Source organism: Paenibacillus bouchesdurhonensis (assembly GCF_900155685.1).
Classification (GTDB): Bacteria; Bacillota; Bacilli; order Paenibacillales; family Paenibacillaceae; genus Fontibacillus; species Fontibacillus bouchesdurhonensis.
On sequence record NZ_LT732548.1, the window covers coordinates 2,748,294 to 2,764,208 of the forward strand.

Annotated in this window: 14 protein-coding genes and 1 pseudogene; all 15 read left to right on the forward strand. The window is 50.1% G+C overall.

Annotated elements, in window-relative coordinates; all coding sequences use genetic code 11:
- Positions 1-710 (forward strand): annotated as a pseudogene (locus CZ379_RS26715) (DNA mismatch repair endonuclease MutL); the annotation flags it as partial.
- Between the two features lie 14 nt (positions 711-724).
- Positions 725-1,498 carry a class I SAM-dependent methyltransferase gene (locus CZ379_RS16695; RefSeq protein ID WP_110932655.1) on the forward strand — a complete coding sequence of 258 codons (774 nt, stop codon included), beginning with the start codon at positions 725-727 and terminating at the stop codon, positions 1,496-1,498.
- Complete coding sequence (miaA, locus tag CZ379_RS16700; RefSeq protein ID WP_110932656.1) at positions 1,495-2,469, forward strand: tRNA (adenosine(37)-N6)-dimethylallyltransferase MiaA; 975 nt, start codon at positions 1,495-1,497, stop codon at positions 2,467-2,469. Before CZ379_RS16695 ends, miaA begins: the two co-directional genes overlap by 4 nt.
- 24 nt (positions 2,470-2,493) lie before the next feature.
- The gene (hfq, locus tag CZ379_RS16705) at positions 2,494-2,733 is read left to right on the forward strand and encodes an RNA chaperone Hfq (protein ID WP_110932657.1); all 240 of its coding nucleotides are present in this window, start codon (positions 2,494-2,496) and stop codon (positions 2,731-2,733) included.
- Positions 2,734-2,863: 130 nt separating this feature from the next.
- On the forward strand, positions 2,864-5,497 hold the full coding sequence (locus tag CZ379_RS16710; RefSeq protein WP_110932658.1) for a transglycosylase domain-containing protein: 2,634 nt from the start codon (positions 2,864-2,866) through the stop codon (positions 5,495-5,497).
- Between the two features lie 195 nt (positions 5,498-5,692).
- Positions 5,693-6,253, forward strand: a complete 561-nt coding sequence (locus tag CZ379_RS16715) for a ribonuclease FAU-1 family protein (protein ID WP_110932659.1) — start codon at positions 5,693-5,695, stop codon at positions 6,251-6,253.
- A 1-nt stretch (position 6,254) separates the two neighbouring features.
- Positions 6,255-6,950 (forward strand): YdcF family protein, encoded by a 696-nt coding sequence (locus CZ379_RS16720; protein WP_234404935.1) that lies wholly within the window; start codon positions 6,255-6,257, stop codon positions 6,948-6,950.
- Between the two features lie 81 nt (positions 6,951-7,031).
- The gene (locus CZ379_RS16725; RefSeq protein WP_110932660.1) at positions 7,032-8,027 is read left to right on the forward strand and encodes an AAA family ATPase; all 996 of its coding nucleotides are present in this window, start codon (positions 7,032-7,034) and stop codon (positions 8,025-8,027) included.
- A 14-nt stretch (positions 8,028-8,041) separates the two neighbouring features.
- Positions 8,042-9,346, forward strand: coding sequence for a GTPase HflX (gene hflX / locus CZ379_RS16730; protein ID WP_110932661.1), 1,305 nt, complete (start codon positions 8,042-8,044; stop codon positions 9,344-9,346).
- Between the two features lie 110 nt (positions 9,347-9,456).
- A complete protein-coding gene (locus tag CZ379_RS16735; protein WP_110932662.1) occupies positions 9,457-10,710 on the forward strand; it encodes a methionine gamma-lyase family protein in 1,254 nt (417 codons plus the stop codon).
- Positions 10,711-10,791: 81 nt separating this feature from the next.
- Positions 10,792-11,202: a MerR family transcriptional regulator gene (locus CZ379_RS16740; protein ID WP_110932663.1), complete on the forward strand. Its 411-nt coding sequence runs from the start codon at positions 10,792-10,794 to the stop codon at positions 11,200-11,202.
- Between the two features lie 22 nt (positions 11,203-11,224).
- On the forward strand, positions 11,225-12,553 hold the full coding sequence (glnA, locus tag CZ379_RS16745; protein ID WP_110932664.1) for a type I glutamate--ammonia ligase: 1,329 nt from the start codon (positions 11,225-11,227) through the stop codon (positions 12,551-12,553).
- A gap of 530 nt (positions 12,554-13,083) precedes the next feature.
- Complete coding sequence (locus CZ379_RS16750; RefSeq protein WP_110932665.1) at positions 13,084-13,305, forward strand: hypothetical protein; 222 nt, start codon at positions 13,084-13,086, stop codon at positions 13,303-13,305.
- A 186-nt stretch (positions 13,306-13,491) separates the two neighbouring features.
- The gene (locus CZ379_RS16755) at positions 13,492-14,475 is read left to right on the forward strand and encodes a sugar-binding protein (protein ID WP_110932666.1); all 984 of its coding nucleotides are present in this window, start codon (positions 13,492-13,494) and stop codon (positions 14,473-14,475) included.
- On the forward strand, positions 14,472-15,908 hold the full coding sequence (locus CZ379_RS16760) for a sensor histidine kinase (protein ID WP_110932667.1): 1,437 nt from the start codon (positions 14,472-14,474) through the stop codon (positions 15,906-15,908). The genes CZ379_RS16755 and CZ379_RS16760 overlap by 4 nt, the downstream gene beginning before the upstream one ends.
- Positions 15,909-15,915 lie beyond the last annotated feature (7 nt).

Consider the following 15,915-nt stretch of genomic DNA (forward strand, 5'->3'; position numbering starts at 1 on the left):
CGCAGGGCCGCCCTGCGGGGCGCGGGGGCGCTGCTGCCTCGTATGGCAGCAGCAGCTACGCGCCCCCACAGGGCGGCCGCATGCCGGAAGCGCTGTACGGCTCGCCAGAGGCGGCGCCGGAGCTTCCGGCCTTCCCGGAGCTGACCCTGATCGGCCAGCACCATGGCACCTATCTGATCGCTCAGAATGAGGAGGGGTTGTATCTCATCGATCAGCACGCCGCTCATGAACGGGTCAACTATGAATACTACTATGAAAAATTCGGACAACCTGCGGACGCGTCCCAGGAGCTTCTTATTCCGATTACCTTGGAATTTACGTCGGCAGAGAGCGAGAAGCTGAAGGAGCGTCTGAACTGGTTCGAGAGCGCCGGGGTCATCCTGGAGCACTTCGGGGGCGGAACCTTCCGCGTCGTCTCGCATCCCTACTGGTTCCCTTCAGGAGAAGAGGCGGCTATTATCGAGGAAATGGCTGAATGGGTGCTCCAGGAGCGGCAAATCGACCTTGCGAAGCTGCGGGAGAAATCGTCGATTCTTGTCTCCTGCAAAGCTTCGATCAAGGCGAATCAGAAGCTGACGCCGGAGGAAGCGAATACCCTTATTCAGCGACTGGCGGCCTGCAAGCAGCCGTACACCTGTCCGCATGGTAGACCGATTGTCGTCAGCTTCTCCACCTATGATTTAGAGAAGCTGTTCAAGCGAGTCATGTGATCGGAGGAAGAAGATTGATAATTACGACCGGAGAGCATCATGCGCCAGCCGCCGTAGAACGTGCCGCGGCTCTTGCAGCAAAGTCCGGCTGTCGCTACGTCCCGAGAAACCGGGCATCGATGGCAAGGCTTGCTGAGCTTCATCCCGGCGAGGATATCCTCGTTATACTTGAAGGCGGAGCGCGCCTGCATCGTCCTGGCGAGCAGCCGATGACCTTCCATCCCAGTATGTCCTTTGTGCGGGCCAAAAGGCTGCTCAAAGGCGAGAAGGACACCATGCTGGAAGCAGCAGGCATTAGGCCCGGAGACACGATAGTCGATTGTACGGCGGGGCTGGGGGCGGATGCCATCGTATTCTCCCTTGGCGCCGGACTGGAAGGCAAAGTGATCGCCATGGAGGATTCGCTGCCGCTTTGGGCACTCATGCATGAGGGGTTCACTTATTATGCGTCCGGGCTCCAGTCGTTCGATGATGCGCTTCGGCGCATTGAGCCGAAGCGCGGGCCTCATCTGCGGCTGCTGCGGCAAATGCCGGATCAGAGCGCAGATGTCGTCTATTTCGACCCTATGTTCCGTGATCCGGTACGGGAATCCTCCTCTATTTCTCCTTTACGCGCGTTTGCCAACAATAACCGCTTGGAGGAGGCGGCGATTGCCGAAGCCTGCCGTGTAGCCCGCAGAACGGTCATCTTAAAAGAGAAAATTGGAAGCGGCGAGTTCGAAAGACTAGGATTTCACGTCCTTGGCCGCGGCCGATCGAAAATAACGTACGGAGTGATTACCCCTTGAACAGGCAGCATAAACCCAAATTGCTCGTGCTTGTCGGACCGACCGCAGTAGGCAAGACGCGTCTCAGCATTGAGATTGCCAAGGCCTTCTCCTGCGAAATTATATCCGGCGATTCGATGCAGGTGTACCGGGGGATGGATATCGGTACGGCTAAAATTACGCAGGATGAAATGCAGGGAGTTCCCCATCATCTCATCGATGTGCTGGAGCCGGACGAACCGTTCTCGGTCGCTCAGTTCCAAGAATGGAGCAAAGCGCTTATTCCAGAAATCCATGATCGTGGTCATCTGCCGTTTATCGTTGGCGGAACCGGCCTTTATGTGGAATCGGTTTGCTATGAATACCAATTTACGGAGGCGGGTGTGGACGAAGCTTTCCGCGAAGCTCAGAAGCGTTTTGCCGCGGAAGAGGGGGTTGAGGCGCTGCATCAAAAACTGGCCAGAGTCGACCCAGATTCGGCAGCTAGACTTCACCCTAATGACGTGCGCCGGGTCGTACGGGCATTGGAAATTCATCACCTGACGGGCGAGACTTTATCGTCTCAATTGGAGGGGCAGACGAAGCAGTCTCCCTATGATTTGTGCTTTATCGGTTTGACAATGGACCGTCAAATGCTTTATAACCGTATTGAACAGCGAATCGACGAAATGATCGCTAACGGACTGGTAGATGAGGTAAAGGGACTGCTGGATAAAGGATACAACAGGGATATGATATCTATGCAGGGACTCGGCTATAAGGAGATTGCAGAACATCTTCAGGATGGTGTGCCCCTTCACGATGCGATAGAGAAATTAAAGAGGGATACTCGGCGATTTGCCAAGCGCCAGCTCTCTTGGTTTCGGCGGATGAAGGACATTTCGTGGATCGACGTGGGTGACGGTCAAAATTTTTCCGGGAATTTAAAGGCCGCTCATGCTATAATAGCAGGAAAGTTTCCCACTGATCTTGAATATAATTCAAAACACTAATGATTTCTATTGGGGGTACGACTAATGAACAAGTCCATTAATATCCAAGATACGTTCTTGAACCAATTACGCAAAGAGAGCATCCCTGTTACGGTCTTCTTAACCAACGGTTTTCAGATTAGAGGCACGATTAGAGCGTTTGATAATTTCACGATCGTGATCGACAGTGATGGCCGCCAGCAAATGGTGTACAAGCATGCAATTTCGACGTTTCAGCCGCAGCGGAATGTTTCGCTGATGCAAGAAAATCAGAACGAGGCATAGGCTGGTTGAAACTTTTTTAAAGCTGTTACGTTTAATGGTATAGGAAATGGAGCAGAGCAACCTGACAAAAGGTTGTTCTTTTCTTTCCGCGTATAATGTGAGAGCGGCAAGAAGGGAGTCAGAGATAACCATGTCTACAAAGAGACCTTCCAGATTGGAAAGAAGCAGCAAGCCGGAACAGAAGTCGACGAAGCCGAAGCCGAAGGCGAAGAGAAAGAAGAAGCTGACGGCCAAGCGAGTATTGTGGACTTCGTTTTTTACGATTGCGTTTGCTATATTTTGCGCCCTAGCGGGCTACCTGTACATTACGATCAACGGCGAGAAAATACTGGCAGAGAACGAGGGAAAGCTGACGGTCTATGAGACGTCAAAGGTATATGACCGTAATGGCAACCTGATGGGTGAATTGTCCCTGGAAAAAAGCGAACCGGTTACCTCGGAGCAAATTCCTAAGCTCTTGAAGGACGCATTCATTGCCACGGAGGATAAGAGATTCTATGATCATAACGGAGTCGACCTGTGGGCGATCGGGCGGGCCGCCGTGAAGGATATCGTTGCGCGCAAGCTCGTTGAGGGCGGCAGCACGATTACCCAGCAGCTTGCGAAGAACATCTTCCTTGATTTTGACAAGACATTTTTCCGGAAGGCGACTGAAGTGTCGATTGCGATGGCGCTTGAGCGTGATAAAACGAAAGATGAAATTATTACTTTGTATTTGAATCGGATTAACTTTGGCGGTACGGTGTACGGCATTAAGGCCGCATCGATTCGTTATTTCGGCAAAAGCGATTTGAATGATCTTGAATTGTGGCAAATGGCTACCCTGGCGGCGATGCCGAAGGGACCATCCAAATACAATCCGCTTCGCAATCCGGAGCTGTCCATGCAGCGCAGAGCGGTCGTGCTCCAGTTAATGTACGAACAGGGCTATATTACGCAGGCCGAGATGGAGCACGCCAAAGCGGTCGTGTATGATTATGAGCCCCCGGCAAGGAACCAAAGCTTCGAAGCTTTTAAGGATTATGTGCTTGAGGAAGCGGAGCGTAAATGGGGCATCACGGAAGACCAGTTGAACCGCGGTGGGTATAAAATTTATACGACGATGGATATGAAGGCGCAGAAAGCGCTGGAGAAGGCGTTCGATAATGACGACTTCTTCGAGAAGAGCAAGGATGATCAGCAGGTGCAGGCCTCCATGGTCATTATGAACCATGAGAACGGAAGCCTGGTGGCTTTGCTAGGTGGTCGCGATTACCAACGCAAGGGCTTTAGCCGTCTCGACAGCCGCAGACAGCCGGGCTCGACATTCAAGCCGATCGTATCTTTTGCTCCAGCACTGGATACAGGCAAATTTACTCCAGATTCCATGGTCAGTAATGAGAAGCAATGCTTCGGCAATTATTGTCCTAACAATTTGGGCGGGTCCTATTCGAAGACCATGAGCTTTAAAACCGCGTTGACGAAATCGATCAATATTCCTGCGGTCTGGCTGCTAAATGAGGTTGGCGTTGGCACGGGCGTGAAATACGCGACCGAGATGGGCATCACCATGGACAAGGAAGATCGCAATCTGGCGATCGCGCTAGGCGGGCTGACGCATGGAACGAATACGCTGGAAATGGCATCTGCTTTCAGTGTGTTCGCAAACCAAGGCAGATACAATGAGCCTTATTCGATCAAGTCGATCGTTGACCACAGCGGTAAAGAGGTTCATAAAGCGGATGCGCCGAAGCAGAAGCAGGTGCTGAAGGAGCAAACTGCTTATCAAATGACGCAAATGCTGCAGGATGTCGTGAATGAAGGCACGGGGAAAAAGGCAAGAATCAACCGTCCGGTTGCCGGTAAGACGGGAACGACGCAGCACGGCATCAAAAATCTGAAGAGCAGCAAGAACCGTGACGTCTGGTTCGTCGGCTACACGCCGGAATGGACGGGAGCGGTTTGGATGGGTTACGACAATGTTGATAAGGATCATTTGCTCAACGGAAGCAGTGGCCAGACCGCAGCATTGTTCGCAGCCGTTATGAAGGAAGCGCTGGAGGGCGTTCCGGTTAAGGACTTCCCGGTACCGAAGAACATGCAGGAAACGGAGCCGCCAGTGGAAGAGCTTAGCACACCGAGCGGACTCACCGCTTCTTATAGCGAGGATACGCAGACGGTATCTCTCAACTGGAATGGTGTTGACCAGGAAGGCGCAGTTTACCGCATTTATCGCAAGGAAGCTTCCGAGACGGAATACACCTATTATTTGGATTCGGCCACGACGGCGATTGAAGATTTGAGTGTTGTGCCGGGCACAAGCTATGAATACTATGTTACCGCATATGATCCGGTCAATGATACAGAGAGCAGCGCCTCTAATAAGGTAGTGGTCGATATTATTGACGAAGAGCCTATGGACGACATCGAACCCGACCAGGATGATCAGATCCCGTTACCGCCTGATCAAGGCGAGGATGGAAGCGATCCAGGTCAAGGCCAGGGGGGAGATAGCCAAGTCGGCCCAGGTCAAGGAAATGGCCACGGCCAAGGCAACGGCCAAGGCAACGGACAGGGTAATGGTAATGGCAATGGATCAGGCAACGGTTCAGCTACGCCTCCAGGCCAGGGCGGCACGGGGGAGGGCAGCGGAAATTCAGGAGGGACAGACGGCTCCGAAGCCGCGGATCCGGGAAGCGGAGATGCGGTTACACCTCCACCGGAGGACGGCGGCATGGTAGATCCGTTCGCAGATCCTGCTGCCGGAATGAACTCGGGCGGTTAAGCTCAAGTACAATATAGCTGAACGCTTCAAAGTAATTTGCACCGACATTTTTCCGACAATGGGAATGTCGGTGTTTTTTTTGTTTTGCTCGGCGGTAATTGCCGTTTAATAAAGTTAAGCTGCTGAATTTCAGTTTTGTGACTCTCTTTCAAATATGGTAAGCTGAAATTACATTGTGTTGAAAGGGTTTATACCATGAAGCGAAAATTTGGAGACCGAGCGAACTGGCGACGCATCACCCAGCGTCAATTTAAATCAAAGTATGTGGAAAGCGACAAGTTTACAGGCTATGTTACATTGTACACTATCTTTGCGCTGCGAGATCCCTTGTGGAAGACTTACGGTGGGCACACCTTTCGCATCGCAGATAAAGGCTATACCTGGCTCCAATATTATCCGAAAGGAAGCCACTATGTCGTTACGGCGATGTTCGATGACAAAGGCGATATTGTGGAGTGGTATATCGATGTGTGCAAAAATCAAGGCATTACCGATCAAGGTGTGCCCTGGTTCGATGATTTGTATTTGGATATTGTTGTGCTCAAAAATGGGGAAGTATTTTTAATGGACGAGGATGAGCTGGATGAAGCGCTGACGAAAGGCCATATCACGGTGAAAGACTACGACATGGCGATGGAGACGGCTAGGCATGTGCTGCAGGCGATTAATCAGCAGAAATTTCCTTATTTCAACATGTCCCTGGAGCATTACCGCAGCGGTTTTATGGATTCTGAGCCGTTTCGACCGGGAGGTTAATATGTTTCAATCTGGCAGGAGGTCAGGCAAGACCTCATATTTAAACATGAAGCAGGGCAGACCGAAATCGCGTCCGCTCTACATTCGGCTGTTGCGCTGGGTGCTGGTGCTGGCCCTGCTTGGCATCGGCTGGTTCCTGTACGTGCTGGCGCAGATTGGCAGCGTGGAACGCAGTCCTGCTCTAGCAATTAAAGATATGCCTGCAGCGGATGTTGGGATTGTCCTTGGTGCGTCCATGTGGGGCGATCGGCCTAGTCCAGGACTCGAAGAGCGGCTTCGCCATAGTCTGGAGCAGTATCAGGCTGGAAAATTCAAGATGTTCCTGCTCACGGGAGGCCTGGATCAAGAAGGGTATAAATATACCGAGGCCGAAGGCATGGCCAATTATTTGGAAGAGCACGGCGTGCCGCGGGAGGCTATGCTGCTGGAGAACAAGGCGACGAGCACGTATGAGAACTTAAAGTTCAGTCAAGAAATAATGAAGGAGCACGAGCTTAGCTCTGCACTCATTATGACTCATACCTTCCATGGGAACCGTGCTCTTGAAATCGCCGAAGTGTTGGGTTATGAGCATCCGAAGCTGTCCTTAACCAAATCGAAGGTGCTGCAGCCCATTCCGAATACGGTGCGGGAAGTGCTGGCGTATACGAAATGGAAATTGGTTCAGGCCGGACTTGCGCTGGGACTGGATTTATAGTCTTCTAATAAAGGCCCGGAAGAGAGAATACACTGGAAGAAGAGAGTGATCCTACCCCTTATACGAAGAGGTGATTCTACGATGCCAGGGCATGTTATGGCCAGAAGCGGATCTTCCGAAGAGAGGCCTTCCAGACAAATCAATGTAATTCTCCGAAATCCCGAGCAACCCGTCGTAACGCAGAGCATTCCTGACGCGGACTTGCAGTCAACGGCCAAAGCAATCCCTCAACAAGGCGTATTCGCAGAAATCCAGAAAGAATTAGATCAGCTCATAGGTCTTCATCATATTAAAGACTTAATGTATGAAATATATGCGCTGCTGCAAATTACGGAAATGCGTTCTGAAGCGGGACTATTATCGAATCCCCAAGTGTACCATATGGTGTTCAAGGGAAATCCAGGAACGGGCAAGACGACGGTCGCCAGAATCGTTGCGAAGATGTTCCAGCGGCTTGGAGTGCTCAGCAAAGGGCACTTGATCGAAGTTGAGCGTGCGGATCTCGTTGGGGAATATATCGGTCATACAGCCCAGAAGACGAGAGATTTGGTGAAAAAAGCGCTCGGTGGTATCCTGTTCATCGACGAAGCCTACAGTCTGGCGCGGGGTGGAGAGAAGGACTTCGGCAAAGAAGCGATCGACACGCTCGTCAAAGCGATGGAGGATCAAAAAAATCAGTTTATCCTTATCCTGGCAGGCTATTCCGACGAGATGGACTTTTTTCTGCAATGCAATCCCGGTATGCCCTCGCGTTTTCCCATCGTGATCGATTTTCCCGACTATACCGTGGATCAGTTGATTCAAATATCGGAGGGAATGGCGAAGGAACGGGACTATATTCTGATGCCGCAGGCGATACTCAAATTAAAGCAGCATCTGCTGCGGGAAAAGTGTGAGGGCGAGCATGCTTTTAGCAATGCCAGATATGTCCGCAACGTCATTGAACGCTCAATACGCAGTCAAGCTGTACGCTTGTTGACGCAGTTTAGCGGCAGCAGCTCGCCCGGCAAGCTTGAATTAATGACGCTGCGGCAGGAGGATTTGAAGCTGGATTTGAAGGAAGAACGGCGCCTATAAGGAGCGAAAGATGGATGACAAACTCGCTGTATGAGACAAAGACGGAAATCCCTGATCGGGCGATTCTAGTTAGTTTGAATACCTTGGAAGTGAAGAGAGGCGGGATTGATCCCGCCTATTCTATGGATGAGCTGGTGCAGCTGGCCCAGACTGCTGGCGTCGAGGTGGTGGACACGCTTGTCCAAAATCGGGATAAGCCCGATTCGAAATGGTTTATCGGCAAGGGGAAGGTCGATGAACTGCACGAAGCGATTCAGGATTACGATGTGAATACCATCATCTTCGATCAGGAGCTGTCAGGGGCTCAGGTTCGTAATCTTGAAGATATTTTGGATGTGAAAATCATTGACCGGACACAGCTGATACTGGATATTTTTGCTCAGCGGGCGAAGACGCGCGAAGGGATTATTCAGGTAGAACTCGCTCAGCTTACCTATTTGCTGCCGCGCTTATCCGGCCATGGCAAAAATTTATCCAGGCTAGGCGGCGGGATCGGTACCCGTGGTCCGGGCGAGAGCAAGCTGGAGACGGATCGTCGACATATTCGCCGGCGGATCGGTGAGCTGAAGCGGCAGCTTGAGGAAGTGACCCGCCATCGCAAGCTGCACCGGGAACGGCGCAAGGAGACTGGCGTCGTTCATTTAGCTCTTGTAGGCTATACAAATGCGGGCAAATCGACACTTCTGAAGGCGCTGACTTCGGCGGACGTATATATCGAGAATCAGCTGTTTGCCACGCTTGACCCGACAACCCGGGCGCTTGAGCTGCCTAGCGGCAAAGAGGTGATTGTGACCGATACCGTTGGCTTTATTCAGAATTTGCCGCATGATTTAATAGCAGCCTTTCGTGCCACGCTAGAGGAGGCGAACGAAGCTGATTTGGTTCTGCATGTGGTCGATGCATCTTCACCAATGCGAGAGGATCAGATGCATGTGGTCGATCGCATTCTGGATCAGCTTGGAGCGGGAGGCACACCGCAAATCGTGCTGTTCAATAAGAAAGACATATGTTCTGCGGAGCGGCTTGAAATGCTCCCGTCCGGAAAGGGATACTTGAAGGTCAGCGCCTTTGATGAAGGCGATTTGCTGCGTATTCGGGAAGCGGTGCAGCAGCATTTGGCCGGGGGAACATATACCTTCCGCATCCCGGCCCTTCGTGGAGATCTTGCTTCATTGCTCTATCGGGTGGGTAATGTGATAGAACGGGGTATTGAGGAGGACGTGATCGTTTATCGTGTAATCCTTCATCAGAAGGATTATGAGAAGTATGGCTCTGAGCTCGTTCCATTTAAGAGTAATCCGGGACTGGACAGCGAATAAGTTCACAGGCTAAGTGCCTTTTTAGCAGATGGAGCTTTGAAGATCGATAGGATACGAAATTTTAGTAGCAATGAATTTTGAAAGCATGGGCAGAGGAGAGTTTTTACATTATGGCAGTTTTTGCAGAAGAAATCGTAGCATGGTTAGAAGAAGCGGAGCAGCAGGTCGCTGAACAATTCCGCGTGATTGATCGAATTGTCGACCGGAATCAGTGGAAGGTGATCGAAGCCTTCCAGCGGCATCAGGTAAGTGATTATCATTTCGCAGGCTCTACTGGATATGGCTATAATGATCGCGGACGTGAAGTGCTTGATCTTGTGTATGCCGATGTGTTCGGCGCCGAGGCGGCTCTGGTGCGTCCGCATTTTGCGTCCGGCACGCATACGATTGCTACGGCGCTATTTGGTGTACTTCGTCCCGGGGATGAATTGCTTTACATATCCGGCACGCCGTATGATACCCTTCACAAAGTCATCGGAGAACCCGGTGATGGCACGGGCTCGCTGCAGGACTTTGGCATTCGCTATGACGAGGTTGCACTGCTAGAGAACGGCGAGATCGATTGGGATAGTGTGAAGGCAAAGCTGAACAAGCGAACAAAAGTGATCGGGATTCAAAGATCACGCGGCTATGACTGGCGAGATTCCTTTACGGTCGCTCAGATCGGTGAAATGGTTCGTAAGGTAAAGGAAATGAGGTCGGATTGCATTGTATTTGTTGATAATTGCTACGGCGAATTCGCTGAGGAGTTGGAGCCGACGCAGGTAGGTGTCGATTTGATGGCGGGGTCTTTAATTAAGAATCCGGGCGGCGGACTAGCCGAGACGGGCGGTTATATTTGCGGCCGCACTGATTTGGTGGAACTCTCTTCCTATCGATTGACCGCACCGGGCATTGGCGGGGAAGTAGGAGCGATGCTAGGGACGACTAGAGGTATTTATCAAGGATTGTTCCTGGCCCCGACGACGGTTGGGCAAGCGGTGAAGGGGAGTATTCTGGCCGCTGCCGTGTTTGAGCGTGCCGGATTCGAGAGTCGCCCGCGCTGGAATGCAGATCGCACGGACTTGATTCAGGCGATTGCATTCAGCGGCCCGGAGCAGCTGATTGCTTTTGTACAAGGGATTCAGCGCGCCGCGGCTGTGGACGGCTACGTTGTGCCGGAGGCCTGGGACATGCCGGGGTACGAGCATCCTGTAATTATGGCGGCAGGCACCTTTATTCAAGGGGGCAGCCTGGAATTGTCTGCAGACGCTCCTGTACGCGAGCCCTACATCGCCTACATGCAGGGCGGATTAACCTACTCACACGTCAAATTCGGCCTATTAACGGCCTTGCAAACGATGAAGGATCGAAATTTATTATAAGAAAACCTTACATGCTTGTTGACATGTCAGGTTATCTGACATAGAATATTTTCGTGAAATATATGCGGAAGGTTGAGAGCGGTGAGTGAGGAGATTCGCAGAAACATGGCTTTGTTTCCGATCGGTATCGTCATGAAGCTTACCGATTTAACGGCTCGGCAAATTCGCTATTATGAGCAGCATCAATTGATTATGCCGGCCCGTACATCGGGGAATCAGCGTCTTTTTTCATATAATGATGTTGAACGATTGCTTGAGATTAAGAAACTGATTGAGAGAGGCGTCAACATGGTAGGAATCAAGCAGGTTCTTGCGCCTGTAGTTAAAGAATCTCAGGAAACTGCGGAAATGACGAAAGATACCGAACAGAAACGTAAAGAGCTGACGGATTCAGAGCTTTATCGCCGGCTGAAGCAGGAGCTGGTAACTGGGAACAGAATGGGTCAGGTATCACTGATCCAAGGGGAGTTATCCCGCTTTTTCAAAATCTAGAAATCGATAGGAGAGAGAGATCTTGAGTTATTCCAAAGAAGACATTTTACGCATTGCCAAAGAAGAAAACGTGCGATTTATCCGTTTGCAATTTACCGATTTGCTCGGAACGATCAAGAACGTAGAAATTCCTGTCAGTCAATTGGAAAAAGCGCTTGATAACAAAATGATGTTCGACGGATCTTCCATTGAAGGATATGTTCGTATCGAAGAATCCGATATGTATCTGTACCCGGATCTGGACACTTGGGTCATTTTCCCGTGGGTTGCCGAGGATCGTGTGGCACGGCTTATCTGTGATGTTTACATGACGGATGGCACTCCATTCTCCGGAGACCCGCGCAACATTTTGAAGCGAGCACTGAAAGAAGCGGAAGAAATGGGATATACCGCAATGAATGTAGGCCCAGAGCCTGAGTTTTTCCTGTTCAAAACCGATGAAAAAGGCAACCCGACGTTGGAGCTGAATGACCAAGGCGGTTATTTCGACCTTGCTCCAACAGACCTGGGGGAAAACTGCCGTCGTGAAATCGTCCTCACCCTCGAAGAAATGGGCTTCGAAATTGAAGCATCCCACCACGAAGTAGCTCCGGGTCAACACGAGATTGACTTCAAATATGCCGATGCGATCAAGGCGGCTGACCAAATCCAAACATTCAAACTCGTCGTTAAGACGATTGCTCGTCAGCATGGGTTGCATGCGACCTTTATGCCTAAACCGTTGTATGGCGTGAGCGGCTCCGGTATGCACTGTCACCAGTCCCTATTTAAAGAGAAAGTGAATGCTTTCTATGACGAAAGTGATGATCTTGGCCTAAGTAAAGATGCCCGCCACTATATGGCTGGTATTCTGAAGCATGCCCGTGCGTTTGCAGCGGTAACGAACCCGACCGTAAACTCCTATAAACGCCTTGTTCCAGGATATGAAGCGCCTTGCTACGTGGCATGGTCTTCCAGCAACCGCAGCCCGATGATTCGTATCCCGGCTTCTCGTGGACTAAGTACTCGCGTAGAGGTTCGCAATCCGGATCCGGCAGCTAACCCATACTTGGCACTGGCTGTTATGCTTAGAGCTGGCCTTGACGGCATCAAGAACGAGCTGGAGCTTGTGGCTCCGGTTGATCGCAACATCTATGTGATGTCCGAGGAAGAGCTGATCGAGGAAGGCATCCCAAGCCTGCCGTCCGATCTCAAAGAAGCTTTAAACGAAATGGTCAACAGCGAAGTGATTTCCGATGCGCTTGGCGAGCACGCTCGCACGCACCTGTATGAACTGAAAGAGATCGAATGGGATATGTATCGTACGCAGGTTCACGAGTGGGAACGCGATCATTACATTAGATTGTATTAATTTGAGGAATCCCCTGGCGCTATAGGCGTTGGGGGATTTTTGTTGAGTTAGAACAGAAATAAACAGATATTCAATTCAACTTATAATTGTATTTCTTGTATCTAACCAGCCCACGATGCTGATCAAAGTGAATTTAGATGGTTTTCTTGTGGTTATCATGGGAATTAGGAGGTATAAGGCGGAAAAGCATTTTTAATTGCAAGGGATACAGTTTTTTGTAAAAAACATCTATTTCGTTCAAAAGTAAATCCAGGAAATCCAGTTATTTAATTTGAACACAAAGAGTAAAGGAATCAAGATGCACAGCTTCGTATAACAAGCCTAGAAGAGAAAGAACCTCCAAGCTTCTATGATTCCTGGAACTATCCAGATTGGGCAATGGTAATTGCTGCAATATGAAATTGTGACAGAGGAGAGCATTTTGAGAATTATACCATTTCTAAAACAGGAAATTTCTGATAGCATGAAGTATAATAATATATTCTCATTTAAGGATAAATATAATAATAGAGCATGGACGGAATGGAGCGATGAAGATTCGGCTTATTCGAAAAGTGATGTCTTCGATTATTATTCTGGTGCTGTTACTGACATCAGTATCATTTGCTGATAATAGCGGGAAATATATAGCTAATCCTTCCATCCTGTCTTCTGAAATGCTAGGCAAAGGATTGTCCGGGGATTTTAAAATTTATGTGTACATGGTAGATGGCTCGATCCTTGATCTTGAAATAAGTGCAGAGCAGTTTTAAAGTGGAGAAGAGTATGCTTTTCATCTTCAGGTAATTAATGAAAATAGCAAGGAGTTCGACGGATGACAAGCTCGAGAGCTTGTCATTTTGTCGTTCGCTAAAATGACCTCGTTGTCGAAATGATTCCATAAATCATCTTGCTAGCGCTTACACTTGGAGTTAGGATAGTCATTGAGGTGAATAGGGATGGACAAAAAATGGCTGGCCGCCGCAGCGGTCTTGATTGGCATACTTACATATCTGTTTATCGGCTTTGCGCACCATTCTGGCAAAATGAGCAGGATCGTAAAGGAATTGCAAGGACATGAGGGCAATGAGACGAACCGCTATCATATCGTATTAATCGAGCAGGAGCGCTATCATCCGTATTGGGAGATGGTGGAGAAGGGTGCGGAACAAGCTGCGGAAGAGTATGGGATCGATATCGAATTTGCCGGAGCCGTCCGCAATAATATGGATGAGCAGCTTAATTTACTGGAGAAAGCGATCGCCGCCCGGGTAGATGCGATTATTGTGCAAGGGCTGAATGAGGAGAAATTTACGCCGCTCATCGATAAAGCGGTGGCGCGCGGTATCCCAGTCGTGACGATCGATACCGACGCACCGGATAGTAAGCGGCTCGCATATGTGGGAACGGATAATGTGGCGGCTGGCGAAAGCTTGGGACACCTTGTGGTGAAAAAGACAGGCGGATCGGGCAAGATCGGCGTCATTATCGGCAGCGACCTTGCCGAGAGCCAACTGCAGCGGCTGGATGGGCTAAGGCAGGTAGTGGAGCAGTACAGTGGACTAGAAATTGTCGCGGTGCGCAGCTCCAATATTTCGCATATGGAGGCGATTCAACAGGCATCCGAGATGCTGCGCGAGCATCCGGAGATCAGTATCATGGTCGGCACTAGTGCGACGGATGCACTAGGGATGTTGCAAGCCGCCAAAAGTTTAAAGCGCGATGAACTGACGATTATTGGTTTTGACAATCAGAAGGAGACTCTGGCCGCGATCCGCAGCGGCGAGATTCAGGCGACGGTGGCGCAGCAGCCTTATTTGATGGGCGGGACAGCGGTCAAGCTGCTTTATGATCACTTCCAGGGAGAACCATTGCTTCCCGCCTACTACACGGAGGTTAAGGTGCTGGATGGCAGTAATGTGCAGGAGGGAGAGAGTCTGTGACGATACGGAAGAAGCTGTTTATATTTATACCGCTACTGGTAATTCTGCTGAGTTCGGTTTCCTTCTTCCTGTTCGAGAGCGGCAAAACAGTGCAGGAAAGCTATCATTTAATGATGAACCGCATTTTACTATATAAAGAAGTATCTTATGAGGTCGGTGAGAATATGCGGTCGATGAACCGCTATATTATGCAAATGGATGCCGAGAGTATGCCAGAAGTAATCAAGCATCTGAATGCCGTAAAGGAGCTGCGCACCGAACTGGACAGTTTGGCGACAATTGGGCCAAGTGATTTGCCGCTAGTCACCTATCGAAATATTATCGATACGTTTATTGAGCAGGCAGAGGGGATGATCGCACAAATCGATGCTCATGATTCAGGCATAATGGCTGGGCAGTATATCGAAGCAGAAAAGACGGAGCGATTCATTCGCGAAGAGGCTCAGGCGCTTGTCGATCTTGAGTTGGAACAGTACAAGCCAATCTACCAAGAAATGATGTTTACTTCAGAGCGGTTGAATACGCTCGGTATTTTGCTCGTAATTACCGTGGCGGCACTCAGTATTCTGCTGGCACTTTGGCTTTCAAAGAGTATTACGGGGCCGATTCGCCGTCTTGTCGCCACCGCCAAGCAAATTTCGAAGGGACGAATGGATACGAAGGTGCCAGAGAGTGACAACCATGATGAAATCAGCATTCTGTGTCGGGCGTTTAACGGGATGATCGATAACATCCAGCGGCTGATGGATGAAAATATGGACAGCTTGGAAAAGGATCGTCTCGTAAAAGAGCTGGAGCTGAAGACGCTGCAGAGTCAGATCAATCCGCATTTTTTATTCAATACGTTAAATTCGATTTCAAAGCTTGCATACATTGAAGGAGCAACAAGAACGAGCGATCTTGCCGTTTCCGTCTCCCGCTTGCTTCGGTACAATCTGCAAAAGCTTGATCAGGCGGTGCCGCTTCGCGAGGAGGTGGAGCATGTGAGCGAGTATTTGAATATCCAGAGAGCAAGATTCCGTGACCGGATCGAATTCGTGATGGATATTGATGAACGGGCTCTGGATTGCATGATTCCGTGCCTAACATTACAGCCGATTTTGGAGAATGCATTCGTTCACGGGATTGAGCAAATGGAGGCCGGGGCTATGTTAAGGCTCGGGATCAGCTATACCGAAGCCGGCATAGTGATCGAGATACGGGACAATGGCGTGGGAATGAGCAAGGAGACGGCGAATATGCTTCTCCAATCGATCCGTGAGGACTCGCCGCGTTATGGCGGGAGAAAGGGACAATCCACCGGGCTAGGCACGCATAATGTGTTCAAAAGGCTGCATCTATTCTTTGACGGGCAAGAGCGCATCGAGATCGAAAGCGCAGAGGGAACGGGAACCGCAGTGGTGTTCACCTTGCCCTTTCGCCTCGCGGCTTAATTGCGGA

What these genes read in the sequence shown, in the direction of transcription:
- hfq (WP_110932657.1), top strand. Translation starts at nt 2,494, where the DNA reads ATGAACAAGTCCATTAATATCCAAGATACGTTCTTGAACCAATTACGC.
- CZ379_RS16710 (WP_110932658.1), top strand. Translation starts at nt 2,864, where the DNA reads ATGTCTACAAAGAGACCTTCCAGATTGGAAAGAAGCAGCAAGCCGGAA.
- CZ379_RS16715 (WP_110932659.1), top strand. Translation starts at nt 5,693, where the DNA reads ATGAAGCGAAAATTTGGAGACCGAGCGAACTGGCGACGCATCACCCAG.
- CZ379_RS16720 (WP_234404935.1), top strand. Translation starts at nt 6,255, where the DNA reads ATGTTTCAATCTGGCAGGAGGTCAGGCAAGACCTCATATTTAAACATG.
- CZ379_RS16725 (WP_110932660.1), top strand. Translation starts at nt 7,032, where the DNA reads ATGCCAGGGCATGTTATGGCCAGAAGCGGATCTTCCGAAGAGAGGCCT.
- hflX (WP_110932661.1), top strand. Translation starts at nt 8,042, where the DNA reads ATGACAAACTCGCTGTATGAGACAAAGACGGAAATCCCTGATCGGGCG.
- CZ379_RS16735 (WP_110932662.1), top strand. Translation starts at nt 9,457, where the DNA reads ATGGCAGTTTTTGCAGAAGAAATCGTAGCATGGTTAGAAGAAGCGGAG.
- CZ379_RS16750 (WP_110932665.1), top strand. Translation starts at nt 13,084, where the DNA reads ATGAAGATTCGGCTTATTCGAAAAGTGATGTCTTCGATTATTATTCTG.
- CZ379_RS16755 (WP_110932666.1), top strand. Translation starts at nt 13,492, where the DNA reads ATGGACAAAAAATGGCTGGCCGCCGCAGCGGTCTTGATTGGCATACTT.